The sequence below is a fragment of the Ruegeria sp. BI11 genome, from assembly GCF_056538005.1.
In genome coordinates, this window is sequence record NZ_JBQFSM010000011.1 from 1 (window position 1) to 23307 (window position 23307).

At 57.3% G+C, this 23307-nt stretch carries 22 protein-coding genes and 1 tRNA gene; 11 read left to right on the forward strand and 12 right to left on the reverse strand.

Features of this window, described 5'->3' with window-relative positions:
• Window positions 1-242: 242 nt before the first annotated feature.
• Both msrQ and msrP read right to left on the reverse strand, forming a co-directional pair.
• Window positions 243-857, reverse strand: coding sequence for a protein-methionine-sulfoxide reductase heme-binding subunit MsrQ (msrQ, locus tag ACR0DT_RS19335; RefSeq protein WP_480712326.1), 615 nt, complete (start codon window positions 855-857; stop codon window positions 243-245).
• A gap of 4 nt (window positions 858-861) precedes the next feature.
• Window positions 862-1764, reverse strand: a complete 903-nt coding sequence (gene msrP / locus ACR0DT_RS19340) for a protein-methionine-sulfoxide reductase catalytic subunit MsrP (RefSeq protein WP_480712327.1) — start codon at window positions 1762-1764, stop codon at window positions 862-864.
• Window positions 1765-2051: 287 nt separating this feature from the next.
• On the opposite strand from msrP, the gene ACR0DT_RS19345 reads away from it, so the two are divergent.
• Window positions 2052-2981 (forward strand): alpha/beta hydrolase, encoded by a 930-nt coding sequence (locus tag ACR0DT_RS19345; protein WP_480712328.1) that lies wholly within the window; start codon window positions 2052-2054, stop codon window positions 2979-2981.
• A gap of 47 nt (window positions 2982-3028) precedes the next feature.
• Here the strand turns inward: ACR0DT_RS19345 and clpB are convergent, their stop codons facing one another.
• On the reverse strand, window positions 3029-5647 hold the full coding sequence (clpB, locus tag ACR0DT_RS19350; RefSeq protein WP_480712329.1) for an ATP-dependent chaperone ClpB: 2619 nt from the start codon (window positions 5645-5647) through the stop codon (window positions 3029-3031).
• A 298-nt stretch (window positions 5648-5945) separates the two neighbouring features.
• On the opposite strand from clpB, the gene ACR0DT_RS19355 reads away from it, so the two are divergent.
• Window positions 5946-6803 (forward strand): glycosyltransferase family 2 protein, encoded by an 858-nt coding sequence (locus tag ACR0DT_RS19355; protein ID WP_480712330.1) that lies wholly within the window; start codon window positions 5946-5948, stop codon window positions 6801-6803.
• A 39-nt stretch (window positions 6804-6842) separates the two neighbouring features.
• Here the strand turns inward: ACR0DT_RS19355 and ACR0DT_RS19360 are convergent, their stop codons facing one another.
• On the reverse strand, window positions 6843-7241 hold the full coding sequence (locus tag ACR0DT_RS19360) for a hypothetical protein (protein WP_480712331.1): 399 nt from the start codon (window positions 7239-7241) through the stop codon (window positions 6843-6845).
• Between the two features lie 73 nt (window positions 7242-7314).
• Between ACR0DT_RS19360 and pyrF the strand changes: the two genes are divergently transcribed.
• Window positions 7315-8019, forward strand: a complete 705-nt coding sequence (pyrF, locus tag ACR0DT_RS19365) for an orotidine-5'-phosphate decarboxylase (protein WP_480712332.1) — start codon at window positions 7315-7317, stop codon at window positions 8017-8019.
• A 358-nt stretch (window positions 8020-8377) separates the two neighbouring features.
• The gene (locus ACR0DT_RS19370) at window positions 8378-9631 is read left to right on the forward strand and encodes a DNA polymerase IV (RefSeq protein ID WP_480712333.1); all 1254 of its coding nucleotides are present in this window, start codon (window positions 8378-8380) and stop codon (window positions 9629-9631) included.
• Between the two features lie 2 nt (window positions 9632-9633).
• On the opposite strand, the gene ACR0DT_RS19375 is transcribed toward ACR0DT_RS19370, so the two are convergent.
• Entirely contained in the window at window positions 9634-10494 is an 861-nt protein-coding gene (locus tag ACR0DT_RS19375) for an N-formylglutamate amidohydrolase (protein ID WP_480712334.1), read from the reverse strand.
• Window positions 10495-10643: 149 nt separating this feature from the next.
• Here ACR0DT_RS19375 and ACR0DT_RS19380 point away from each other — a divergent pair.
• Together ACR0DT_RS19380 and ykgO are read left to right on the forward strand one after the other, a co-directional pair.
• Window positions 10644-10718 (forward strand) — tRNA-Val (locus ACR0DT_RS19380).
• A gap of 90 nt (window positions 10719-10808) precedes the next feature.
• The gene (gene ykgO, locus ACR0DT_RS19385; protein ID WP_005648635.1) at window positions 10809-10934 is read left to right on the forward strand and encodes a type B 50S ribosomal protein L36; all 126 of its coding nucleotides are present in this window, start codon (window positions 10809-10811) and stop codon (window positions 10932-10934) included.
• 101 nt (window positions 10935-11035) lie between these two features.
• Here the strand turns inward: ykgO and ACR0DT_RS19390 are convergent, their stop codons facing one another.
• Complete coding sequence (locus ACR0DT_RS19390; protein WP_480712335.1) at window positions 11036-12085, reverse strand: GFA family protein; 1050 nt, start codon at window positions 12083-12085, stop codon at window positions 11036-11038.
• Between the two features lie 300 nt (window positions 12086-12385).
• Here ACR0DT_RS19390 and ACR0DT_RS19395 point away from each other — a divergent pair, with 300 nt between their 5' ends.
• The 3 genes from ACR0DT_RS19395 to ACR0DT_RS19405 all read left to right on the forward strand — a co-directional run bounded on the left by ACR0DT_RS19395 (window position 12386) and on the right by ACR0DT_RS19405 (window position 14592).
• Entirely contained in the window at window positions 12386-13402 is a 1017-nt protein-coding gene (locus ACR0DT_RS19395) for a Fe(3+) ABC transporter substrate-binding protein (protein WP_480712336.1), read from the forward strand.
• A gap of 120 nt (window positions 13403-13522) precedes the next feature.
• A complete protein-coding gene (locus tag ACR0DT_RS19400; protein ID WP_480712337.1) occupies window positions 13523-14077 on the forward strand; it encodes a helix-turn-helix domain-containing protein in 555 nt (184 codons plus the stop codon).
• Window positions 14074-14592 carry an N-acetyltransferase family protein gene (locus tag ACR0DT_RS19405; RefSeq protein ID WP_480712338.1) on the forward strand — a complete coding sequence of 173 codons (519 nt, stop codon included), beginning with the start codon at window positions 14074-14076 and terminating at the stop codon, window positions 14590-14592. The genes ACR0DT_RS19400 and ACR0DT_RS19405 overlap by 4 nt, the downstream gene beginning before the upstream one ends.
• Before the next feature lie 14 nt (window positions 14593-14606).
• Here ACR0DT_RS19405 and ACR0DT_RS19410 read toward each other — a convergent pair whose 3' ends face one another.
• From ACR0DT_RS19410 to ACR0DT_RS19430, 5 genes are all read right to left on the reverse strand, one after another.
• Window positions 14607-15851 carry a molybdopterin molybdotransferase MoeA gene (locus tag ACR0DT_RS19410; RefSeq protein WP_480712339.1) on the reverse strand — a complete coding sequence of 415 codons (1245 nt, stop codon included), beginning with the start codon at window positions 15849-15851 and terminating at the stop codon, window positions 14607-14609.
• Between the two features lie 264 nt (window positions 15852-16115).
• The gene (nadC, locus tag ACR0DT_RS19415; RefSeq protein WP_480712340.1) at window positions 16116-16964 is read right to left on the reverse strand and encodes a carboxylating nicotinate-nucleotide diphosphorylase; all 849 of its coding nucleotides are present in this window, start codon (window positions 16962-16964) and stop codon (window positions 16116-16118) included.
• Window positions 16961-18526: an L-aspartate oxidase gene (locus tag ACR0DT_RS19420; protein ID WP_480712341.1), complete on the reverse strand. Its 1566-nt coding sequence runs from the start codon at window positions 18524-18526 to the stop codon at window positions 16961-16963. The genes nadC and ACR0DT_RS19420 overlap by 4 nt, the downstream gene beginning before the upstream one ends.
• 8 nt (window positions 18527-18534) lie before the next feature.
• Entirely contained in the window at window positions 18535-19587 is a 1053-nt protein-coding gene (gene nadA, locus ACR0DT_RS19425) for a quinolinate synthase NadA (RefSeq protein WP_480712342.1), read from the reverse strand.
• A gap of 264 nt (window positions 19588-19851) precedes the next feature.
• A complete protein-coding gene (locus ACR0DT_RS19430) occupies window positions 19852-20781 on the reverse strand; it encodes a LysR family transcriptional regulator (protein WP_480712343.1) in 930 nt (309 codons plus the stop codon).
• 101 nt (window positions 20782-20882) lie between these two features.
• On the opposite strand from ACR0DT_RS19430, the gene ACR0DT_RS19435 reads away from it, so the two are divergent.
• On the forward strand, window positions 20883-22079 hold the full coding sequence (locus tag ACR0DT_RS19435) for an oxidoreductase (RefSeq protein ID WP_480712344.1): 1197 nt from the start codon (window positions 20883-20885) through the stop codon (window positions 22077-22079).
• A 257-nt stretch (window positions 22080-22336) separates the two neighbouring features.
• Here the strand turns inward: ACR0DT_RS19435 and ACR0DT_RS19440 are convergent, their stop codons facing one another.
• Window positions 22337-22813, reverse strand: a complete 477-nt coding sequence (locus ACR0DT_RS19440; RefSeq protein ID WP_480712345.1) for a MarR family winged helix-turn-helix transcriptional regulator — start codon at window positions 22811-22813, stop codon at window positions 22337-22339.
• 101 nt (window positions 22814-22914) lie between these two features.
• On the opposite strand from ACR0DT_RS19440, the gene ACR0DT_RS19445 reads away from it, so the two are divergent.
• A complete protein-coding gene (locus tag ACR0DT_RS19445) occupies window positions 22915-23283 on the forward strand; it encodes an antibiotic biosynthesis monooxygenase family protein (protein ID WP_480712346.1) in 369 nt (122 codons plus the stop codon).
• Window positions 23284-23307: the final 24 nt, after the last annotated feature.

Consider the following 23307-nt stretch of genomic DNA (forward strand, 5'->3'; position numbering starts at 1 on the left):
GTCTCCGCCGCTTCCGCCGCGTCCCAGCGCCTCAGCAGCGCCGGTGAAGGGGGTTCTAAGGTTTACCTCCAATAGCCGCAAGTGGAAAATTCGGCAAACTCGCAAAAAACCGCGAACTCCTTATTATTATCAATAAATCAATTACTTAAATGGTATCTTATTTCGCGAAATGTACAAAACGCAGGGCACCCCACCCCGAATCCCGGCTTTTGCACAGGGTTACCCACAGACTCAGCGACGAGTCAGGTGGAATCGGCCTGACCCGTCCGAGTCAGCACTCCGGATATTGGCAAACGCAACAACAACAGGCCGACAATTGCGGACAGATAGACTAGCGGCTCAACCTGAAAGCCTTTGGCCAGCATGACATAATGCAACCCTCCCAGAATCGCCGCAGGAAAGACCAGACGTTGCAAGCTGCGCCAACGCGGGCCTAATTTCCGTACCGACAGATTATTCGACGTCACCGCCAAGGGCAGCATCAGGACGAAGGCAGCCATGCCGACCGTGATATAAGGACGTTTGACGATATCCGCCCAAATCTGTCTGGGCACCTGCACGTCCAACACCAACCACACCAACAGATGCAGCGTAACGTAGGCGAAGGTCAGCACGCCCAGCGCTCGGCGGAACTTCAGCAGATTCAGACCAAGGAATCGCCGCAACGGAGAAATAGCCAGCACACCGATCAGAAGCTGCAACGCCAGCTCTCCATACCGATGCTCCAACGCCTCGATCGGGTTCACGCCAAGCCCGCCTGTCAGCCCCTGATAAAACAGCCAGGGCGCCGGAAGCGCCCCGATCAAGTACACCGCCCAAACGGGAATACGGCGTAATATCTGATTCACCTGCTGCATAGGTTTAATAGTATTGCGAAAGATCCATGCCTTCGTACAGCCCTGCGACCTCTTTCTCATATCCGTTGAACATCAGGGTCGGGATACGCTTGGTAAAGAGACCGCCGCCGATCTCTCGTTCCGAAGCTTGCGACCAGCGCGGATGGTTCACGTTCGGGTTCACATTACTATAGAAGCCATACTCCCGCGGAGCGGACATGTTCCAACTGGTGGGCGGCTCTTCTTCTGTCAGAGTGATCCGCACGATCGACTTGATCGACTTGAAGCCGTATTTCCAAGGCACCACCAAACGCAGCGGCGCACCGTTCTGATTTGGAATCGGGCGGTCATAAATACCCGTAGCCATGATGGTCAGCGGATGCATCGCCTCATCCAGGCGCAGACCCTCGCGGTAGGGCCATTCCAGAATCGGGTAACGCACGCCCGGCATCTCATCCGGGATAAGGGCGGTTTCAAAGGCCACGTATTTGGCGCCTTCCTGAATGCCCGCCATATTCAGCAGATCAGCCAGTTCGAATCCGTTCCACGGAATCACCATCGACCAGGCCTCGACGCAGCGGAAACGGTAGATGCGCTCCTCGACCGTCATCTCGGACATGATATCCTTAAAGTCATAGTCGCCCGGATTATCGACCAGACCGTCAATTTTGACACTCCATGGTTCGGTGGTCAGGGCACCGGCATATTTGGCCGGATCATCTTTGCCGGTGCCGAACTCGTAGAAATTGTTGTACGAGGTGATCTCTTCCCAGGTGTTCGGCTCCAGTGCCTCTTGTGCCGCGGCACCGCGCGCCATCCCTGCCAGTCCGACACCTGCCAGCCCGGCCATGACCTGGCGCCGGTTCAGAAACGCCGCCCGAGGGGTAACGTCAGCATGTGTCAATGTGTTGGTCCAGCGATGCGCCATGTATGTCTCCGTCTTCAATACGCTCGGGTATGAGGTAGACCGCTGATAGCACAGAGCCAAGGAAACAGGCGTCACGATTGAGAGACGAGATTGTAACGTATTGACCTATTGGTGCGGCTTGCACGACTTTGCCAGCTAAGCTGAACTTTGCATTTCATGCTCAAAACGTGCAGGGATTGCGGTAGATCGACAGAAGAAATGCAGCGTTTAGGGAAACGGTCGCAGCACCCCTCCACTGAAATATAAAGCAGATCGTTGACACCCGCTGACATCCCGAAATCAATGGTATGAACGACAGAATATACAAACCCATCCCCGCCCCTGCCGCAATCAGTGCCAAGGCAGCATCCTATGCCGAACAGGCCGTCAGCCGAGATTTAAGCAAGCCTTTGCCCGAAATGCGGGCCGCATCGCGTGATGAATACAAAGACAGTTGCAACGCGGTCATTGAAAAATCCGGTGTCACTCTGTCCGAGCAGACGGTTGAAGGCGTGCAATGCATGGTTATCACACCTCCCGAACCGCTACCCGGCCGCAGTTTGGTCTATCTGTTCGGCGGCGGCTTTACCCTTGGCAGTCCTTTTGAGGATTTGCCGATCTCTGCTTGGTTAGCCGCGAAAACCGGCGCAGTCGTGATTGCGCCGAGCTATCCCCTGGCCCCTGAGTCGCCATACCCAGCCGCCCTTGATGCCTGCACGGCGGTCATCACGTCTGTTTTCTCCGAAAACCCCGGCGCTTGTCTGTGTGGAGAATCCGCCGGGGGTAACCTTGCATTGGCTGCCATTCACCGGTTGCGCGCAAATGGCGGCCCGTTGCCAAAGGCACTGGCCCTGCTTTCACCTTTTGTCGACCTGCAGAACCCCGGTGACAGCGGACTGGCAGATCGCGATCCATTTCTGAACCAGTCCGAGATCGACTTTTTTCGCGACCATTATGTTTCCACTGAGGTCGACCTGACGTCCCCCGATGTGTCCCCTATTTTCGGCCTGTTCGACGAAACCTTTCCGCCCGTTTTTCTGACTTCGGGAACCCGCGACCATCTGCTCAGCGGTTGCGTGCGTCTGGATCGGCTGCTGCGCAAGGCAGGTGCCGATTGCACCCTGCGCATATGGGAAGGCATGTGGCACGTGTTTGAGTTTTATCCGGACATACCCGAAGCCGATGCTTCGCTGACGGAGATTGCCGCATTCTTGGATCGGCATTTTGCCGAGACATAAGAAAAGACCCGCCGGATTGGCGGGTCTTTCTGGTTTTATCCAACAGATCAATGCACCACGGCATCGTCCGGGCGCGGGCGTTCCGACGTGCCCAGTCGGTCGCCGATGATCAGCCCTTCGGCCCCGGCGGTCACGGGGACGGTTTCGCCATCCTTGATCTCACCGGCCAGCAGCGCCTCGGCAAGCGGATTTTGCAAGGCGCGCTGGATCACGCGTTTCAGTGGACGTGCCCCGAAGACCGGATCATAGCCTTCGTTCGCCAGCCATTCCTTCGCGCCATCGTCCAACGCCAGCTCGATCTTGCGGGCGGCCAGACGTTTCTGCAGGCGTGCCATCTGGATATCGACGATGCCATCCATATCGGCGCGTTTGAGCCGGTCAAAGATAATCGTCTCGTCCAGACGGTTCAGGAATTCCGGCCGGAAATGCGCTCGTACAGCATCCATCACGTCGCGCCGTGCCTGTGCGCTGTCCGCACCTTCAGGCAACTGGCTGAGCGCCTGAGACCCGAGGTTCGATGTCAGAATGATCAGCGTCTGCTTGAAGTCCACGGTACGACCCTGACCATCGGTCAGTACGCCATCATCGAGAACCTGCAACAGCACGTTGAACACGTCCGGGTGCGCCTTCTCGACCTCGTCAAACAGCACGACCTGATAGGGCCTGCGCCGTACGGCTTCGGTCAGCACACCGCCTTCGTCATAGCCGACATAACCCGGAGGGGCACCGATCAGACGGGCGACTGCGTGTTTCTCCATGAACTCAGACATGTCGATGCGCACCATCGCGTTGTCGTCGTCGAACAGGAAGTTCGCCACGGCCTTGGTTAGCTCGGTCTTACCCACACCGGTCGGGCCGAGGAATAGAAACGAACCAAGCGGACGACCTTCGTCATTCAGGCCCGCGCGCGCACGGCGCACGGCGTTGGCGACAGCGGTGACCGCCGCATCCTGACCGATCACGCGGGAATGCAGATCGTCTTCCATCCGCAGCAGCTTCTCGCGCTCACCTTCAAGCATTTTCGAGGTCGGGATACCCGTCCAGCGCTCTACCACAGAGGCAATCTGTTCCGGGCGCACCGTTTCCTCGGCCATCATAGCGTTGCTTTCGGCGTTCTCGGCCTCGGTCAATTTTTTTTCAAGCTCGGGGATGACGCCATAAGACAGCTCACCCGCCTTGGCGAGGTTGCCTTCGCGCTTGGCGATCTCCAGATCAGCGCGCGCCTTGTCGAGCTGTTCTTTCAGATCCCGTGCACCTGCCAGCTTGTCGCGTTCGGCCTGCCACTGGGCGGTCATCTCGGCGGATTTCTCCTGCAGATCGGCCAGATCCTTTTGCAAGGTTTCCAGTCGATCTTTGGAGGCCGCGTCATCCTCAAGCTTCAGCGCTTCTTCCTCGATCTGCATCTGCAGGATCTGACGGTCTAGCTGATCGAGTTCTTCCGGCTTGGAATCCACCTCCATCCTCAGACGCGACGCGGCTTCATCGACCAGGTCGATGGCTTTGTCGGGCAAGAAACGGTCGGTGATATAGCGATGCGAAAGCGTCGCCGCCGACACCAGTGCCGAGTCCGAGATGCGCACGCCGTGGTGCAGCTCGTACTTTTCCTTGATGCCGCGCAGGATGCTGATCGTGTCCTCGACCGTCGGTTCGGTGACCATTACAGGTTGGAACCGGCGCGCAAGGGCCGCGTCTTTTTCGACGTATTTGCGGTACTCATCCAGCGTGGTCGCGCCGATACAATGCAACTCCCCCCGGGCAAGCGCTGGCTTGATCAGGTTGGCTGCATCCATCGCGCCGTCGGATTTACCGGCCCCGACCAGCGTGTGCATCTCGTCGATGAACAGGATGATCTCACCGGCGGCCTCGGTCACTTCGGTCAGAACCGCCTTGAGGCGCTCTTCGAACTCACCCCGGTATTTCGCACCAGCGATCAGCGCACCCATGTCGAGCGCCAGCAGTTTCTTGTCCTTCAGTGATTCCGGCACGTCACCGTTGACGATGCGCAGGGCCATACCTTCGGCAATCGCGGTCTTACCGACGCCGGGTTCCCCGATCAGAACCGGATTGTTCTTGGTACGACGCGATAGAACCTGCATCGAGCGACGGATTTCTTCATCCCGCCCAATAATCGGGTCGATCTTGCCTTCGGCGGCTGCCTCGGTCAGATCGCGCGCGTATTTCTTGAGCGCGTCATAACCCTCTTCCGCCGACGCGCTGTCAGCGGTGCGACCCTTGCGGATGTCGTTGATCGCTTCGTTCAGTTTCTGAGCGGATACGGCACCAGCGTCCAAAGCATCCTTGGCTTTGGATTTCACCATGCATAGCGCCATCAACACGCGTTCGACCGGCACAAAGCTGTCACCCGCCTTGGTGGCGATCTTGGTGGCTTCGTCCAGGACTTTGGCAGTCTGACCGTCCATGTAAATCTGGCTGGCGTCGCCGCTGACCTTCGGGATTTTGGCCATCGCAGCGTCCAGCGCTTCGACCACGCGGTTCGGCGCGCCGCCTGCACGTGTGATCAGGTTGCTGGCCAGCCCCTGATCGTCATCCATCAATGCTTTCAAAATATGTGTGGGCTCCAACCTCTGGTGCCCTTCGCGCAGTGCAATGGTCTGCGCGGCCTGCACGAATCCCCGTGCCCGCTCGGTGAACTTGTTCAAGTCCATAGCATTCTCCTTTATCTCAAGCGCCCTGAATGTGATGCGCCCGCTTGGCGGCACGCGTCGGTCCGGGCCTCACATTCAATTTGGGAAATATCTTTGAAGGTTCAAGACATAACCTCGCGAAACTGAAACCTAATCTTTCTATCGACCTGCCGGTCATCAGAATAAAATAGCGGCAACCTCGCTTATTTGAAAATCTCGGGAAAAATTTGACCTTCCAAAGTGCGAAAATCCGGCAAAATTGCCCTTGCTGACAACCAGACGCTTAACTACGTTCGCCCCACTTTTGGGAGAATGCGATTTGAAAATCTGCGCCGTTACAATGGTCTACAAAGATCATTGGTATTTGAAGAAATGGATTCAATATTACGGCCAACTGTTAGGGGAAAAGAATCTATACGTCATCAGCCATGGAGATGATCCGGTTCACTGTGAGTTAGCGAAAAACTGCAACCACATCAGAATACCTCGGAATCAGCTTCCCGAAGACTTTGACGAACAGCGTTGGCGCATGCTGTCCGACCTGTGCACTGTTCTCAGCATCTCGCATGATTGGGTGATCTGCGGAGACGTTGACGAAATCATCATATCCAGGCGCTCGGACGAGACCATCCTTCAGGTTTTGGAACGCAAAACGCCTCAAACAGTTATTGGCGCGGTCGGCTTTGAGGTCATGCCGCAGAATGATTCCCGCTGGTTTCTTAAATTTTCCCCGCGTTATTCAAAACCATCAGTTCTGGGTCGCCCAATCAAGTTTTCACTGGGTGCGCACGGTGCATTTGGTGATTGGGCGCACGACCCAGACCTTGCTCTCATCCACTTTCCGCTGGCGAACCAGGCGTCTCTTCAAAAACGTGCCCAAGCTTTGGAAGCTGACATAGAAGATTTGGGTAGAACCCCTGCGGAAGAACGAACTTATCGTCAAAATGCACTTATTCGCTGGGGGCAGGGGCAACGTCGGAAAGCCAATGTTACCACCCCCCAGGGCGCTGCGAACGCCATTGTACCCTTGCTGACCGCATCGCAGCAGGCTGCGCCTTTTTTGGCGGAATCCATGAAGACGGTGAACCGGACGGAAAACCGGGTGGCACCGCGTAAGCTCAGGCACGTTAACATCTTTGCTGAAATTGATGATCGCCTGATGGATCTATTTTCGTGACCCTCCAATCCCTTTTAGAAAGCACATATATCTACCAAGTCAACGACGCGGCACGGAATACACCGTATACCCCCCGGTTTTCGCCACCTGCCGCGCACTGTACATTTCGACCAAGGACTGCGCTGCATCGCTGCCTGACGGGCAGGACACAAGATCAGCCGCATCATCCAGAAAATCGACGGTAAAGGCTGTTTCTCCGGTCAGTTGGCAATCGTCATCAGTCGACCTGTAGCCCCGCACAAGACGCAGATCCTCGTTTGTCGGCGAAACGATGAATGTATCTGCGGCCTCTGTCTCTAACGGCATGTCCTGACACCCTGCCATGGCCAGCAACACCCCAACACCTATAAGCCGTTTCATAGTCCCCCCATCCGAAATGCTTGTTTGAATGATCCGCACCATAGCACAGGTCGGATTATGCTGCTTGATCCCGATCATCCGACGGTCCTGCATGGACACAAGGCGCGGAACCCGTTAGGACGCAGACGTTTGCCAAAAAGGAGCTTGCCCCATGTCTGATGACCGCCTGATCGTCGCCCTTGATGTTCCGAACGCCTTGCAAGGTCTGGCCATGGCCGAGCGGCTGGGGGATGCCGTTTCTTTTTATAAGATTGGGCTGGGCATGTTGACCGGCGGCGGGCTGGCCTTGGCCAATGAGCTGAAACAGGATCATGGCAAGCGCATCTTTCTGGACATGAAGCTGTTCGATATTGGCAACACGGTGGAAAACGCCGTACGCGGGCTGGCGCAGTTCGATCTGGATTTCCTGACCGTACATGGTGACCCCCACGTGGTGCGCGCCGCGAAAGAAGGCGCCTCGGGCAAGGATCTCAAAATCCTCGCCGTGACCATCCTGACCTCGCTGAACCGCGACGATCTGGATGCCAGCCTGCTAAAAAAGGGTGATGTGCAGGAACTGGTGGTTGAACGCGCGGCGAAGGCTTTGGAGGCTGGAGCCGATGGCGTCATCGCCAGCCCGCAAGAGGCCGCGCTGATCCGCGCCCTGCCCCAGGCCGAAGACCGCCTGATCGTCACCCCGGGCGTCCGACCGGCAGGCGCGGCTCTGGGCGATCAGAAACGTGTGGCAACCCCGGCCAGTGCTATAGGCGACGGCGCCGATCACATCGTTGTCGGCCGCCCGATCTATCAGGCACAGGACCCGAAAGCTGCGGCCGAGGCGGTTCTTGCTGAGTTAAATTCCTTGACACGTCACTGAACAGCACAGCGAAATCAGCGGATTTCTGCGCATAAACGACCTGCAACCGGTTGACCTTACGTCACTTTCTGGCCCAACCGCGCCAAATCGTCCCTGTGCCCCAAAACACACATGAAATATGCGTGTTTCGCTTGTGTGATCTAGGTCCTGTCGAAATCCGCGATTTTGAGCGATTCTAATGAAGTGATACTCCCCACGGACCCTCTCTTCCTGAGGTCCGTCACCTCCCCCCGCCTCTTCGCGGGGGGTCTTCTTTCGAACAAGAGCGTTTTAGCTGCCACTGACGGCATTTCGTGCTGCGATTGGGGCTGGTATAAGAAAACGGCTGATTGAATCGCATGAAAGGCGGAAAGATTTCATGCCTGGTCTCTGCCGAGATTGCCTGACCGAATTGACCGACGAACGGCGTTGCCCCACCTGTGGCAGCCCGCGGATCAAGGCGCATCCCGAGCTGTTTGATCTGTCAATCGCGCATATGGATTGCGATGCCTTCTATGCTTCGGTCGAAAAGCGCGACAACCCAGAACTTGCCGACAAGCCGGTGATCATTGGCGGCGGCAAACGGGGCGTCGTATCCACCGCTTGCTATGTCGCACGCATTCGCGGCGTGCGGTCGGCCATGCCAATGTTCAGAGCCCTGCAGCTCTGCCCCGATGCGGTTGTGATCAAGCCGCGCATGTCAGTCTATGCCCAAGTGTCGCGCGAGATTCGCAAGATGATGGATGAACTGACGCCGGTGGTCGAACCTCTGTCGCTGGACGAGGCGTTCATGGATCTGTCCGGCACGCAGCGCCTGCATGGCGCACCGCCTGCCGTCATGCTGGCGCGGCTGGTAAGGCGCATGAAGGATGAGCTGGGTGTGACCGGTTCCATCGGTCTGTCGCATAACAAGTTTCTGGCCAAAGTCGCCTCGGACCTCGACAAGCCGCGTGGATTTTCGGTGATCGGCAAGGCGGAAACCCCTGAATTCCTGCATGACAAACCAGTGCGGCTGATCTGGGGCATTGGACCCGCTGCGCAGGAATCGCTGGATCGCGCGGGTATCCGCAGTTTCTCCGACCTGCTGCGCTGGGATCAAGAGGCGCTGACGGCGCGGTTCGGATCAATGGGCTTTCGGCTATGGCATCTGGCGCGCGGTCAGGACAAACGGCGCGTCTCGGCCCATGAGCCGATGAAATCCATCAGCAACGAGACTACATTTTTCGAGGACACCGCCAGTCTGCATATTCTGGACGGTCATCTGTGGCGCATGGCCGAAAAGGTCGCCGACCGCGCCAAAGCCAAAGGGCTGGCCGGGCGGGTTGTCACGCTGAAACTCAAACGCGTCAATCACAAGATCATCACCAGGCGGGTTTCCCTACGCGATGCTACACAGATTGCCGACCGCATCTATCGCACGGCCCGCGGGTTGTTCGATCAGGTCGGGGATCAAGGGCCCTATCGTCTGCTGGGCGTAGGCCTGTCCGATCTGTGCCCTGAAGCGCAGGCCGATATCTCGGGCGATCTGCTGGACCCCGGTGCTGCCCAGCGATCACAGGCGGAGCGGGCCACCGACGAGATTCGGCGTCGCTTTGGTAGTGATGCTATTGTGAAAGGCCGCGCATTGCGCTGAGCTTACTCGGCAGCCAGACGGACTGGATCATCGCCAATACGAGTAATGTCCCGAATGATGTCGCGTAGAATTTCCTGAAACACTGAGAAATTCTCATTCGGAACGATCTTGGCCTCGTCCATGTAAAGCGCCCGATCGATTTCGATCTGCACCGCATGTTGCTGGCGGGCGGGGCGGCCATAGGTCTGCGTCACATATGCCCCGGCAAAAGGTGCGTTGCGCGCCACGTTCAACCCGGCAGACACAAAGGCCGCTTCGATCCGGTCCACCACGTCGATCGAGGCAGAAGCACCGAATCTGTCCCCCAGCACCACGTCCGGCCGTTTGGATTTCGCGTTGCTGGCCATTGCGACCGCCTCGTGCGGCATCGAGTGGCAATCAATCAGGATCGCATGCCCAAACACGTCATGCGATTCGGCCAGCAGGGATTTGATCCGCGCATGATAGGGGCGCCAGCAGGTATCAATGCGCAGGCGCGCCTCATCCATCGTCAACTTGCCATTATAAATCGCGCGCCCGTTGGCTACCACGCGGGGAATCACCCCCAACCCCGAAGCCACGCGCGGATTGTGCCCGGATCGCTGCGCCCCTTGAATCAGTGCGGGATCCAATTCCTCGGCACTGCGGTTCAGATCCAGATACGCCCGTGGCATCACCGCCGAAATCATTGGCGCACCAAACTCGGTCGCGGTCGAAAACAGCTGATCCACAAAGGCATCTTCCGAAGATCGAATCACATTTTCGGTCAGAACCGTGCGGTTCAGCAGCGATTCAGGGTAACTCCGACCACTATGAGGGGAAGAAAACACCACGCATGACGTGCGTCTGGCGGGCATATCCAATACATAGGGCGCGTTCTGCATGGTGACTCCTTGTTCGCATTGAACATAGACCGGAAAATAGTTCTACCAAACCCCTTGAACCCCTTTGCGACTCCTTTTATAGACCCCGCTACCGGCGCGGAGTTCCGCGCCCCATTTCGTTATGGGGCAGGGCACGCAAAGGTTTATGTGGGCGGTTAGCTCAGCGGTAGAGCACTTCGTTGACATCGAAGGGGTCACAAGTTCGATCCTTGTACCGCCCACCATCGTTTAACTGTTCCGGGTTTCCGGGGCACCCGCTAACCCAGGCGCTGGCCACGTCCTTGATGAAGGCGCCGCAGATTGGAGACAGACCAATGAAGGTCAAGAACTCGCTCCGCTCGCTCAAGAACCGGCACCGTGATTGCCGTGTTGTGCGTCGCAAAGGCCGCGTCTACGTGATCAACAAGACGCAGCGCAAGTTCAAAGCTCGTCAGGGCTGAGAACTGCGTATAACGTTTAAAGAAACCGCGCCTCAGAGCGCGGTTTTTTTTGTGGGATCGGTAATGCCCACAATCATAACAAAACAGCCAACGCGCGGACGTTAGTAAACCTCACGCGGCTTGGCCAAAGGCCCCCAGGTTTCGGGATCAGGTAGACCGACACTTGACCATGCTTCTTGCAGCACTCGGGAATCTGCGGATCGTGTGCGAGGCAAGTCATCCAATATGTCAAACCAGGGTAATTTGCTCTCTATCCCAGAGTGGACTGATGGGGCGAATTTTTCCGGCTGATCAAGGCTCGAAGTGTGGAGAACCAGATAAGCCGTTTCCCTCGGCTTCACGAGCTTGTAGGTCAGGCTGGCGCCGCAGTTTGCACAGAAGCCGCGCTTCGCTATCGGCGTGGTTGCGAAATAGATTGGCTCTTGATCAAGAAATCGAACGGCAGAAGCGGGAAAAGCCGTCCATGCGTTGACCGCTGAGCCAGAAAACTTTCTGCAGCAGCTGCAATGGCAATAGCCTGTGCTGATTGCTGGCGCATTGACTTCGTATCGGACAGTTCCACAAATGCAGCCACCCTTTACCAGAGTTTTCGCCAAGTCATCTTCATCAAAGTCCAGGAACCCCGCTTCTTCGCCAGGTTTCGACTGGGTCATGTAAACATGAATCGGGGCATCCGTGCTTTTAAGTTGTTTGTGACCGCAATCCACAAGCGGAATGTCCACCTTGCCACTTATTTGCGCCATCACTTCGCTTGAAACAGCTATTCCACCCGGTTCCGCCATTGTTTCGAGCCGAGCTGCGATGTTAACGCCGTCTCCCAGTATATCTGTCCCATGCACCATCACATCGCCGAGGGAAACGCCGATGCGCAAAATGAGCGAATTGTCCGTGTTCGATTGACGGGCTTCGCGTGCGGACGCTCTTTGAATACCAATTGCGCAATTGACCGCTTCGAAAACGCTGGTGAACTCGGCCAGGAACCCGTCACCTGTAGACTTGAATACTCGGCCTCGGTTTGCTTCGACCTGCATGCCGATGACTTCGCGTTCGAGGCGCACCAGTTTGGCTAATGTTCCGCTCTCGTCACGCGAAACCAACCCAGAGAACCCCACAACATCCGTGGCCAGAATGGCCGCCAGTTTGCGTTCCATCTCCATTCCTTTGGACCGTAATGTCTCTCCTGATTTACGTGCCTAGCTTATCACAAATCACGATTGCCTGCGGTATAAGCAGCCAACCGTCAAATTTGTCATCCCACGGAACCGTTTCGGCTTCACAACAGAAGTCTCCACTACATTTCCATGCACCCGCTTGCGAATTCCCTGCTCGTTCGCCAGCAGCGACCATTTGACCAACTATTTTTGTCGGATTTCCTTGCATCCCCCCAAGAATCGTTTCATTGACCATTTCAGTCAGACAAACCGCCACAGTTTTCAATGTTGGGAAAAATGATGCTGAAATCCTCTACCTGCGTTGCCGCCGCCCTGACGGCCCTGATTGCAACCTCTGCCGCCGCCGAGGGTGAGTTGAACCTCTATTCCTCGCGCCACTATGACACCGACGAAAATCTATACAGCGATTTCGAAGAGGCCACCGGCATCACCATCAACCGCATCGAAGGCAAAGCGGATGAGTTGATCGCGCGGATGGAAGCCGAGGGCGCGAATTCGCCCGCCGATATCTTGCTGACCGTTGATACCTCGCGTCTGGCACGGGCCAAGAACGCAGGCATCCTGCAATCCATCAACAGTGCTGTTCTGGAAGAGCGTATCCCCGCCAACCTGCAGGACAGCGACAATGAGTGGTTCGGCTTTTCCCAGCGCGGCCGCATCATCTTTTTCGACAAGGAAAACCTGGCAAACCCACCGGCCACATATGCCGATCTGGCCAAGCCGGAATACAAAGGTTTGATCTGCATCCGGTCATCCAGCAACACTTATAACCAGACACTACTGGCCTCGATCATCACCCATGAAGGTTCCGAGGCCGCCAAAACCTGGGCCGAAGGCATCGTCGCCAATATGGCCCGCGACCCGCAAGGCGGCGACACTGACCAGCTGCGTGGTCTGGTGTCCGGTGAATGCGATATCGCCGTGTCGAACACGTATTACTTTGCCCGCGCCATCCGCAAAGATGTCAAAGGCGTTTCGTCAGATATCGACTCGATCGGCTGGGTGTTCCCTAACCAGGACAGCACAGGCGCGCACATGAACCTGTCCGGTGCCGGTGTTGCTGCGAATGCGCCGAACAAAGACAATGCCATCCTGTTCCTGGAATATTTGGCCAGCGACTCGGCCCAGCAATATTTCTCGGCTGGCAATGACGAGTTCCCGGCGGTGAAAGGCGTCGCACTTGTGGACTCGGTCAAGTCACTGGGCGAGTTCAAAGCCGATGAGGTGAACCTGTCCGAGGTCGCCAAGAACCTTCCTGAAGCGCAGAAAATCTTTAACGAGGTTGGCTGGAATTAATCCAGAGCACAAAACCCAAGCAGTCAGAAGGGCGTAGAGAATTCTGCGCCCTTTTCTATTGCAACTTTACTATTTTTTAATTAAATTTCCCATAAATGAACGAAATTCTCCAATCTGAACATGCTGGATGACCTTTCAAACCGTCTCGCCTTCCGTCTGAACGAATTGCGCCGAAGCCATGGATGGGCTCTGGATCAACTGGCCGACCGCAGTGGCATCAGCCGTGCCACGCTGTCACGAATGGAAAAGGGCGATGTCAGCCCGACCGCCGAAACTCTGGGACGGCTCTGCGCGGCTTATGGTCTACCGATGTCGCGCCTGTTGATGATGGTCGAAGACAGTTTCGACCCCCGTGTGCCGTTTGAACGGCAACCCGAATGGCGCGACCCGGAAACTGGCTTCACCCGCCGCTCGGTATCGCCGCCTGCCACTGGCCTCAGCGGAGAGGTGCTGGAGGGCCACCTGCCCCCCAATACGGTGATCACCTACGACACCCCTCCGAAACCGGGGCAGGAACATCACCTGATCATGCTGGATGGGGCACTGACGCTGACTGTGGACGGCGTCGCCCATGATTTGAACGGCGGGGATTGCCTGCGTTATCACCTTTCGGGCCCGACCCGGTTTGAGACCGCGCCAACGCGAGGGGCGCGGTACCTCTTGGTGCTGATATGATCCTGCGCCTCGACGAAGGCAGCTTTGATGCTGCGTTGGACGATCTGAGCGATATCCTGCACGCCTGTGTTCAGGACGGAGCCAGCATCGGATTCATCCTGCCCTTCCTACCGGATCAGGCCCGCGCTTATTGGCAGGACCGGGTTCGGCCGGCTGTGCAGGCCGACGCACTGGACCTGTTCGTCGCTCGCAACAACGAACGCATTCTGGGCACGGTGCAACTGATCCCGGCGGCGATGCCAAACCAACCTCATCGCGCCGATGTGGCCAAACTGCTGGTCCATCCCATGGCCAGACGCCGGGGTTTAGGGCGGTGCTTGATGGCCGCGCTTCAGGATCGCGCGATCCGTCTGGGGCGAACTCTGCTGGTACTCGACACGCGCAGCACTGACCCGTCGCGTATCCTGTATCAAAATCTGGGCTTTCAGATTGCCGGAGAGATTCCGAACTATTGCCGCAATCCGTTCGAAGACCGGTTAGAGCCCACGACCTATATGTTCAAAAATCTCAGCTAAGCCGGACGTCGACCTCAAAGACGTAGGAACGGCAGCGCATGACCCTTTGGCAACGCCTCGGTTTCTGCGGGAATGATAGCCAGACCGTCCGCATGCGCCAGCATCGCAACCCTGCCACTATATGAAGGGGCCATCAGGCGCAGCAGCGGAGTGCCGTCAGGTGTCGTACCGTCGATCATAACGGGCCGGTATTCCTGACGTCCGGCGTGACGCTCAAGCGGCTCAGCCAGAACTGCCTGTTCCGGAGTTACCGGCGTGTAACGCAGACCAGCCCGGCGCATCATCATCTGCGACCCGATGATCTGCCAAGTCACATAGGCCGAAACCGGATTGCCCGGCAGCCCGACATAGAGCGCACGCCCTCGACGGCCAAACATGATTGGTTTGCCCGGTTTCATCGCCACCTTCATCACATCGGTCCGGCCGCCAATGGCCGCAAACAGGCGCGGCATATGATCTTCGTCCCCCACTGAAACGCCACCCGTAGTGACAATCAGATCCGCGTTGCCGCAGGCGTGCCGTAGCACCTGTTCCAGCTGCTTGGGGTCATCATCGACCGGGCCTTTGTCCGTTAGATCGATCCACGGCTTGTTCAGCAAAGCCCGCAGCATATAACGGTTCGAATTGTAAATCTGGCCCGGCCCCAGCAATTCGCCGGGGTGCCGCAGCTCGTTGCCGGTGGAAAAGATGGTGACCTTCAGCTTGCGGAACACTGTCACTTCGCCATACCCGGCCGAGGCCAGCGCGGCGGCTTCGCGTGCGGTGATCTCACAACCCTGCCGCAGGATCGGCGTGCCGGTCTTCAAATCCTCACCCATGCGGCGGATATGCTGGCCGGGTTTGGGGCGGCGGGAAAAACTGATGCCGTCGATGGAGGTTTCGCAATCCTCCTGCATCAGCACGGCGTCGAAATCAGTAGGCACCGGGGCACCGGTGAAAATACGCAACGCTGCACCCGCTGGCGCGGAATGCGCGCCTGTATCACCAGCGGCGATACGCCCGGCAATCGGCAGTTTAAAAATGGGGCCATCACCCAAATCAGCCATGCGAACGGCATAGCCATCCATGGCTGAATTGTCGAAAGTCGGCATGTCTACCTTGCTGGAACAATCCTCGGCCAACACCCGTCCAATGGCGTCGATCAAGGGAAGCGTTTCCGTTTCGGTCACCGGATCGGCAACAGCCAGCCCCCTTGCCAGCGCCTCGGACACCGTCAGATACATCTGAGCGCGCTGGTCGCAACCACATCCATCAGCCATTTGGGCCCTCCAACTGGTCAAACACTTCTTCAAACCCGACGCGCTCAGCGTGAGCCTCTTGCTAGTTAGAGCTTAGGCCGTCGACAGTCATCACAACCCAAACCGTCCTTGACCTCTGCAATCATGATTGTACAGCTCGGCCAACAAAGTGCGCCTAATGGACAACACGCGCACCGAACTGTCATTGACATAGGTCACGATTGCAGTGGGATTGGTTGGATGGATGGGCACGATAGCCGCGCCCGCAAGAGGGTTCGCGCTGGTTTAAAAGTCCAGCCCAAAATCAATGGTGCGATAGGAATGAGTCAGCGCCCCGGAAGAAATGTAATCCACCCCTGTCGCCGCCACGGCAGCCACCGTGTCTCGGTTGATATTGCCCGACGCCTCGGTCACGAGCCGACCGCCAACCAATGCCACCGCCTGTTTCAGCATCTCGGGCGACATGTTGTCCAGCAAAACCACATCGGCTCCGCCGACCTTCAGCACCTCGGCCAGTTGGTCCAGCGTGTCCACTTCGATCTCGACCTTCATCATGTGCGAGGCGCGGGCCTTGGTGGCCTCAAGCACGGCGCGCACCCCGCCGGCGGCAGCGATGTGGTTGTCCTTGATTAGGATCGCATCCGACAGGGAAAAGCGGTGATTGAACCCGCCACCGTGCAGAACCGCCTGTTTCTCGACAATGCGCAGGCCGGGCGTGGTTTTGCGGGTGCAGGTGATGCGTGCCTTGGTGCCTTTGGTCTCGGCCACCAATTCCGAAGTCGCAGTTGCCACCCCAGCCATGCGCCCGGCATAATTTAACGCTACCCGCTCGCCTGACAGGATCGAGGCAGCGCTGCCTTCGATCTCCATCAGCGTATCGCCCTTGGTACAGTGTTGGCCGTCGGCGATGTGTGTAGTGACGCACAGCGCCGGGTCAACCAAACGGAACGCTAGTGCAGCCACCTGCATACCCGAGACCACTGCGTCCTCACGCGCGTTAAGTCGAGCGGAACAGGTAGCATCTGCGGGGATCACAGTCAGTGTGGTGATATCGCCATTGGCACCCAGATCCTCCATCAGCGCGGACCGCACCATCGGTTCAAGGATCATGTCAGGCAAGGCAGGGTAATTCATGCTGAGTCCTTTGCAATACAGCCCCGCAGGGCCAGCGCCTCGCTCAGCGTCAGGGCCGAGCGTTGGCCAGGGCCTGCGGCGAGATCAGGGAAATCGGATCGGTAATGCGCGCCACGGCTTTCTTCACGCAACAGCGCAGCGGCCGCGATCAGGGTAGCGGTGGCGGTCATGTTAAGAAAGAGGTCCGAGCTCGCATGCCTGGCTTCCAGCGCGGCGATTTTCGTCAAGGCGCAGCGCAGGCCGGCTTCGTCTCGGACCACGCCCACATGCTCGGTCATGGTTTCTCGTAAGGTCGCTACGTCCTGTTCATCAATTGCGTCACCACCAGTGGCAAAGCGGATGTCCACCTCAGGTGCATCTTGCGCGGCCACGACGGTCGCAATGTCGCGGGCGCAGGAACGAGCAAAAACCAGCGCCTCTAACAACCCGTTCGATGCCAGACGGTTGGCTCCGTGCAATCCGGTCGAGGCTGCCTCCCCACACACCCACAGGCCGGCCAGTGAACTACGCCCGGCAAGGTCGGTTTCGACCCCGCCCATGTGGTAATGCGCCGATGCGGTCACGGGGATGGGGTCGGTCGCGGGATCGACACCATTGCGCAGACACGCTTCGGTGACCGACGGAAATTCCGTTGCCATCTCGGCCCCGATGGCCTGGCGCGTGTCCAACGCCGGGTTCTTGCCTGCTTGGGCCTGCAGGTAGACGGCGCGTGCAACTGTGTCACGCGGGGCCAGTTCAGCGTCGGGGTGAATGTCTGGCATGAACCGAAGGCCGGAGCCGTCGATCAGCACGGCACCTTCGCCGCGCAAGGCTTCGGTTGCTAGCGGCGTCGGATCCTCACCCACATCGATTGCGGTTGGGTGAAACTGTACAAATTCTGCATCCGCAATCAGCGCACCTGCTCGGGCCGCCATGCCGATCCCTTGCCCGCGGATGCGCGCAGGGTTGGTGGTCTGAGCATATAGGCCAGAAGACCCACCCGTGGCCAATACATGCGCGGCACCGCGCAGCAAAACAGATTTACCATTCGGTGCGTCAACGCTGGTCAGGTATACACCGGTGACCTGCGCGCCATCGCTTTCCAAACCGACCGCCAACGCTCCCTCAATCACCTGTATCGAAGGCGTTTCACGCAAGGCGACACTCAGCGCCCGCATGATTTCAGCCCCGGCCTGATCGCCCTTGACGCGGACCACGCGGGCAGCGGAATGCGCGGCTTCACGCGATTGCACAAAGCCCCCATCAGCGGTGCGGTCAAACCCAGTGCCAAGGTCAGACAGGTCAAAAATATGTTCCGGCGCGGCTTTGGTCACGAATTCCGCCACTTCGCGCAGGACCGATCCGGCCCCGGCACGCATGGTGTCGTCCGCGTGCGCCTCGGGGCTGTCAGACAGTGCCATGGCCGCCGCAACGCCACCCTGAGCCCAGGCCGAGCTTGCGCCCGACCCCAACGGTTCGGGTGAAATCATCACCACCGGGCAAGGGGCCAGTTTTAGTGCTGCATAGACTGCCGCTAGCCCAGCCCCGATGATGACCACACGCGGCGTCTCAACGGTTTGCATGTCGCGGATCAAATACCCAGTTGACGAGACAGGTCGATCATGCGTTGTACCGATAGGCGAGCCTTTTCGGCCACTTCGGCGTCAACCTCGACCTGACTGGTCATGGTATCAAGCGCAAAAAGAACCTTCTCCAGCGTGATCTTCTTCATGTAGGGGCACATGTTGCAGGGGCCGACAAATTCGACCTCGGGGAGTTCGTCGGCAATGTTTGAGGCCATTGAACACTCGGTGATCAACAGTGCCTTTTTCGGCTTTTCATCGGTGACGTATTTGATGATCCCGCTGGTCGAGCCGGAATAATCCGCCTCGGCCACTACATCCGGCGGGCATTCGGGGTGCGCAATCAGGCGGGTGCCCGGGTTCCATTCGCGGAAATCGCGCAAGTCCTGCGGGCTGTATTGTTCGTGCACGATGCACGAGCCTTCCCACCAGACAACATTCTTTTGCGGCACGTCGCGCGCCACGTTCTGCGCCAGATACTGATCCGGCGTCATGATGACCGTATCGCTGTCCTGCGCGGCCACGATCTGGACCGCATTGGACGAGGTGCAGCAAATATCCGAGGCTGCTTTGACCTCGGCCGTGGTGTTCACATAAGACACCACCGGCGCGCCCGGATACCGGCGGCGCATTTCTTCGATCCCTTCGGCAGTAATTGATTCCGCCAGCGAGCACCCTGCCTCCATATCCGGCATCAGCACCGTCTTTTCAGGGCTGAGGATCTTGGACGTCTCGGCCATAAAATGAACGCCGCATTGGACGATCACGTCCGCCTCGACCTCGGTCGCCTTGATCGCCAACTGCAGACTGTCGCCCACAAAATCCGAAACGCCGTGATAAATCTCGGGTGTCATGTAGTTATGACCCAGAATGACCGCGTTACGCTGGGCTTTCAGATCGTTGATCGCCTTCACATAGGGCGCATAGATCGCCCAATCGACAGGCGAGACCACGCGGGACATGCGGTCATAGATATCGCTCATGCTTGCGGCAAGCTCGGGCGATGGGGTCAGATCATATTTTTCGGAGAGATGCGCGCGCTGCGCCGGTAGGTCGAACACGGGACTGTTTTTCTGCCTGAGGAACTCGTGACGCTTTTAATATGGGGTTTGTTGTGGATTTACCACCACTCAAATCAGAAGAATGTTCCAATATTCCCGCTGCTGGCAGAACTATCTTATCAATCCGCACGCAATTCTCAGTCGCATTGGCGTATATAGCGGTGCAAACCCAAGGAGAAGCAGCCAAAGGCGGGTGCGGGGATATCGGTTTTCAGAATCTGTCGAGAAAGAATCCCTCGAACGCGATGCTCCGTCTGATCAAGTTTAAAGGTCGAGGTCTTGACCGGGCGCAACCCGACTGGTGGCCTTGCCGATGAAACGATCAACCAAAAAGTCAATCAAGACCCGAAGACGCCGTGGCAAAAAGGGAAATTCCGGGCGCAGAATGAAGATTCCACCACCCGCTTCCGGTTCCACATGATCGGGTAAAACCGAGAGCAATCGACCTGTTCGCAAGTCATTTGAGACAAGAAACTCCGGCAGCCACGCTATACCCCGTCCGGCGCAGCACGCTGAATGGAGCGCTTCAAGGCTATTGCACGTAAACCCTGGGCCAAGCCGTAAAATGGGACCCGCAATCCGAGTAATGCCCCAATCCGAAACCCTTTGTTCGTGACCAAGGCGCAGACACTTGTGGACCGTAAGGTCTTCTGGCTGCTGCGGGGAACCATGACGTTCAAAATAGGCGGGCGCGGCACACAGAATCCGCCGATTATCCATCAGCTTTCGCGCAACGAGGGAAGAATCGGGCAAAACACCGCTGCGGACAGCGATATCAAAACCCTCTCCGACCAGATCGACGATCTTGTCCGTCAGCAGCATTTCAATCTCGACTTCAGGATTGAGTTCCATGAATTCGATCACGAGTGGGACCACGCGTAGCTGACCCAGAGCCGCAGAGCTTGTTAGGCGGATCGCACCACGCAAACCGTCGGCACCGTCGGCGATATCTTCCTCCAGCGCTGTCAGGTGGGCGAGGATATCCCGCGCTTCTTCCACATATCGCTGTCCTGCCTTGGTCAAAGTCATGCGCCGGGTCGAGCGGACCAGAAGTGGCACCTGCAACCTCTGCTCGAGCTGATACACCCGCTTGCCTACGGCAGACGGGGTGTATCCCAACGCGCGGGCCGCCGCAGAAAAGCTGCCGTGGTCAATCACGGCCAACAGGATTTCCAATTCAATCTTTTGGTTCATCTGTTCCAAAATCTATCAAAACTTGATCCAAATCGGCGGATTATCGAAGGTGCTTTTCCAAATTATCTAAGATGGAGATCAAAAAACCAAGGAGAATCGCCTTGCCCGCCGCTTTGAACAACGTTCTTTTCACGCCGCTTGCTCTACCGAACGGCCGCGTATTGAAACACCGGGTCATCAAATCGGCCATGTCGGATTCTCTGGCGGACGGCCGTGGCAACCCGACCGCCGCGCAGATGCGCCTCTATGAACGCTGGGCCGGGGGTGGCGCTGCGGCGTCAATCATCGGCGAGGTGCAGGGTGATCCGCGTTTCCCTGAAAAGCCGGGTAATCTGGTGCTTGATGATCTGGCCGATATAGTGGCATTCCGTGAACTTGCCCGCCGCGGATCGATCGACGACGCGCAACTGTGGTTGCAACTTGGTCATGCTGGAGCTTTGGCACATCGACCGATCAGCCGGCCCAAGGGCCCGAGTGCCATCGACTTCCCCGACTTCCAAAGCGAAGCCCTGCCTTTGGCCGAGGTCAGGGCCATTCCGGATCACTTTGCCCGTACCGCACTTCTTGCGGCTGGGTTGGGCTTTGGTGGCATCCAGATCCATGCCGCGCATGGATTTCTTCTAAGCCAGTTCCTCTCTCCCCTCTTCAACCAGCGCTCAGACGACTATGGCGGCTCGATCCATGCGCGGATGCGTTTGCTGATCGAAACGGTCGAGGCCGTCCGCGCTGCGGTGCCCTCTGAGTTCACGATTGCTGTCAAACTGAACGCCACCGACCAGCTGGACGGGGGCCTTACAGAAGAAGACGCGCTAAAGGTGGTTGCTGGGCTTGAAGGCACAGGCGTTGATTTGCTGGACATCAGCGGCGGCACCTATTTTCCTGGCGCACCATCAAGTTCTGAGCGCGCTACCAAAGGTCCTTATTTCCTCGAATTTGCCCAGACGGCGCGCGGGTTGATCTCAGCTCCTATTATGGTCACCGGAGGGTTCAAGCATCGTGAAGAGGCAGAGGCCGCTGTCGTTTCAGGGAATGTGGATGCGGTTGGTATCGCGCGGGGCTTTGTCCTCGATCCTACTTTACCCAAGACATGGCGGACGCGAAAAGAAGACCCCACTTTCCCTCGCTTCTCAATCCTGCCGCCCGGAGGGATGACGGCATGGTTTACCATGAGAATGGCAGATATTGGGGAAGATCGGGAACACCTGATGGATCGGAGTATCAGTGAGGCTATAGACGAATACGAGGCACGCGATGAGCAGCGCGTTGCGTTATGGGCGGATAGGTTTGGCTGGCCATAAACCCGGCACAGTTTAAATTTGTGCGCTTGCCCCTTCACTGCATGCCAATCTGTGAACCCAAGAGCAGAAGAATGTGTAGGAAATTACTGCCGCGCGACGATGCCTGCAATCGATGGTTGAGCTTTGGGGATTTGCGTGCAAAGGTCACATGCATCTGAATTTACAGTGTTTTTCACATCACGTACCATTCGTGGCTTTATCCACGTTAGCACAAACAAACGCACTTTTACGCTCTTGTTTGACCGTCAGCTCTCGGCTCAGTCCTGTTCCTGTCGCACTGAGGCTTCTTCAAGACGTTCCTTGAGGCTCGTAATAACCTTTTGCGCTGTTGCGATGTCTTCTGACGACAGACCGTCCGACAGTTCATTCACCCAAGGGATTTGCCTCGCGATTGCGGCTTCGTACAGTTTCTTTCCCTTTTGCGTCAGCACAACAAGATGCGCGCGCTTGTGGTGCGGATTTGGCTGAAATTCAATGATGCCTTCTCCATTCAACTCATTGACGATCCGCTGGATACCCTGCCGGTGAACACCCATGGCCCGTGCATGCCACGCGACTGACTCCGGCTGGTCCGCATAAGCGATGGCGCCAAGGATCTGCCACCGAGCACTTGTCAGGCCGAGTTCTGATACGAGCCTGTCACCGGCAAGCTGCAATCGGCCGTTCAACCGAAACACATCCAGAATTAGCGCTGTCACCGCTTCTCCGGCATCGGTCCATTGTTCATCCGACATGGCGACTCCCCATTCTAATTGACAACATATTGTCATTATGCTTTGAGATTCATATATGACAACGTGACACCAAATTAAAGCGACATTCAAGGAGCACCAAAATGGTCAACCTCAGACCCCTCGACCCCGAGTTTCCCATCGAGCGGCAATTGGGAATCGAAGCTGGACCAGTCGTTCTCATCAACCTCTTCACGGTCGATCCCGTTGACCAAGACGCTTTGGTTGAGGCCTGGAAGAGCGATGCCCAATGGATGAAAAAGCAGCCGGGTTACATCAGCACCCAACTTCATAAAGCGATTGGTGATGGCAGCATGTACCTGAATTATGCGGTCTGGGATTCCGTTGCGGATTTCCGCGCTGCGTTTTCAAACCCCGATTTTCAGCAGCAGCTCAACCACTATCCCTCAAGTGCTGTTACGGCACCGCATCTGTTCGAGAAGGTTGCTGTGCCGAATTGCTGCACAGCTTGACGCAGTCTTTGCGAAAACACGATT

What these genes read in the sequence shown, in the direction of transcription:
- nadC (WP_480712340.1), bottom strand. Translation starts at nt 16,964, where the DNA reads ATGAATTACCCTGCCTTGCCTGACATGATCCTTGAACCGATGGTGCGG.
- ACR0DT_RS19375 (WP_480712334.1), bottom strand. Translation starts at nt 10,494, where the DNA reads ATGCAGAACGCGCCCTATGTATTGGATATGCCCGCCAGACGCACGTCA.
- ACR0DT_RS19345 (WP_480712328.1), top strand. Translation starts at nt 2,052, where the DNA reads ATGAACGACAGAATATACAAACCCATCCCCGCCCCTGCCGCAATCAGT.
- msrP (WP_480712327.1), bottom strand. Translation starts at nt 1,764, where the DNA reads ATGGCGCATCGCTGGACCAACACATTGACACATGCTGACGTTACCCCT.
- ACR0DT_RS19420 (WP_480712341.1), bottom strand. Translation starts at nt 18,526, where the DNA reads ATGCAAACCGTTGAGACGCCGCGTGTGGTCATCATCGGGGCTGGGCTA.
- ACR0DT_RS19395 (WP_480712336.1), top strand. Translation starts at nt 12,386, where the DNA reads ATGCTGAAATCCTCTACCTGCGTTGCCGCCGCCCTGACGGCCCTGATT.
- clpB (WP_480712329.1), bottom strand. Translation starts at nt 5,647, where the DNA reads ATGGACTTGAACAAGTTCACCGAGCGGGCACGGGGATTCGTGCAGGCC.
- ykgO (WP_005648635.1), top strand. Translation starts at nt 10,809, where the DNA reads ATGAAGGTCAAGAACTCGCTCCGCTCGCTCAAGAACCGGCACCGTGAT.
- ACR0DT_RS19370 (WP_480712333.1), top strand. Translation starts at nt 8,378, where the DNA reads ATGCCTGGTCTCTGCCGAGATTGCCTGACCGAATTGACCGACGAACGG.
- ACR0DT_RS19390 (WP_480712335.1), bottom strand. Translation starts at nt 12,085, where the DNA reads ATGGAACGCAAACTGGCGGCCATTCTGGCCACGGATGTTGTGGGGTTC.
- pyrF (WP_480712332.1), top strand. Translation starts at nt 7,315, where the DNA reads ATGTCTGATGACCGCCTGATCGTCGCCCTTGATGTTCCGAACGCCTTG.
- ACR0DT_RS19410 (WP_480712339.1), bottom strand. Translation starts at nt 15,851, where the DNA reads ATGGCTGATGGATGTGGTTGCGACCAGCGCGCTCAGATGTATCTGACG.
- ACR0DT_RS19360 (WP_480712331.1), bottom strand. Translation starts at nt 7,241, where the DNA reads ATGATCGGGATCAAGCAGCATAATCCGACCTGTGCTATGGTGCGGATC.
- ACR0DT_RS19430 (WP_480712343.1), bottom strand. Translation starts at nt 20,781, where the DNA reads ATGAACCAAAAGATTGAATTGGAAATCCTGTTGGCCGTGATTGACCAC.
- ACR0DT_RS19400 (WP_480712337.1), top strand. Translation starts at nt 13,523, where the DNA reads ATGCTGGATGACCTTTCAAACCGTCTCGCCTTCCGTCTGAACGAATTG.
- ACR0DT_RS19405 (WP_480712338.1), top strand. Translation starts at nt 14,074, where the DNA reads ATGATCCTGCGCCTCGACGAAGGCAGCTTTGATGCTGCGTTGGACGAT.
- ACR0DT_RS19445 (WP_480712346.1), top strand. Translation starts at nt 22,915, where the DNA reads ATGGTCAACCTCAGACCCCTCGACCCCGAGTTTCCCATCGAGCGGCAA.
- msrQ (WP_480712326.1), bottom strand. Translation starts at nt 857, where the DNA reads ATGCAGCAGGTGAATCAGATATTACGCCGTATTCCCGTTTGGGCGGTG.
- ACR0DT_RS19440 (WP_480712345.1), bottom strand. Translation starts at nt 22,813, where the DNA reads ATGTCGGATGAACAATGGACCGATGCCGGAGAAGCGGTGACAGCGCTA.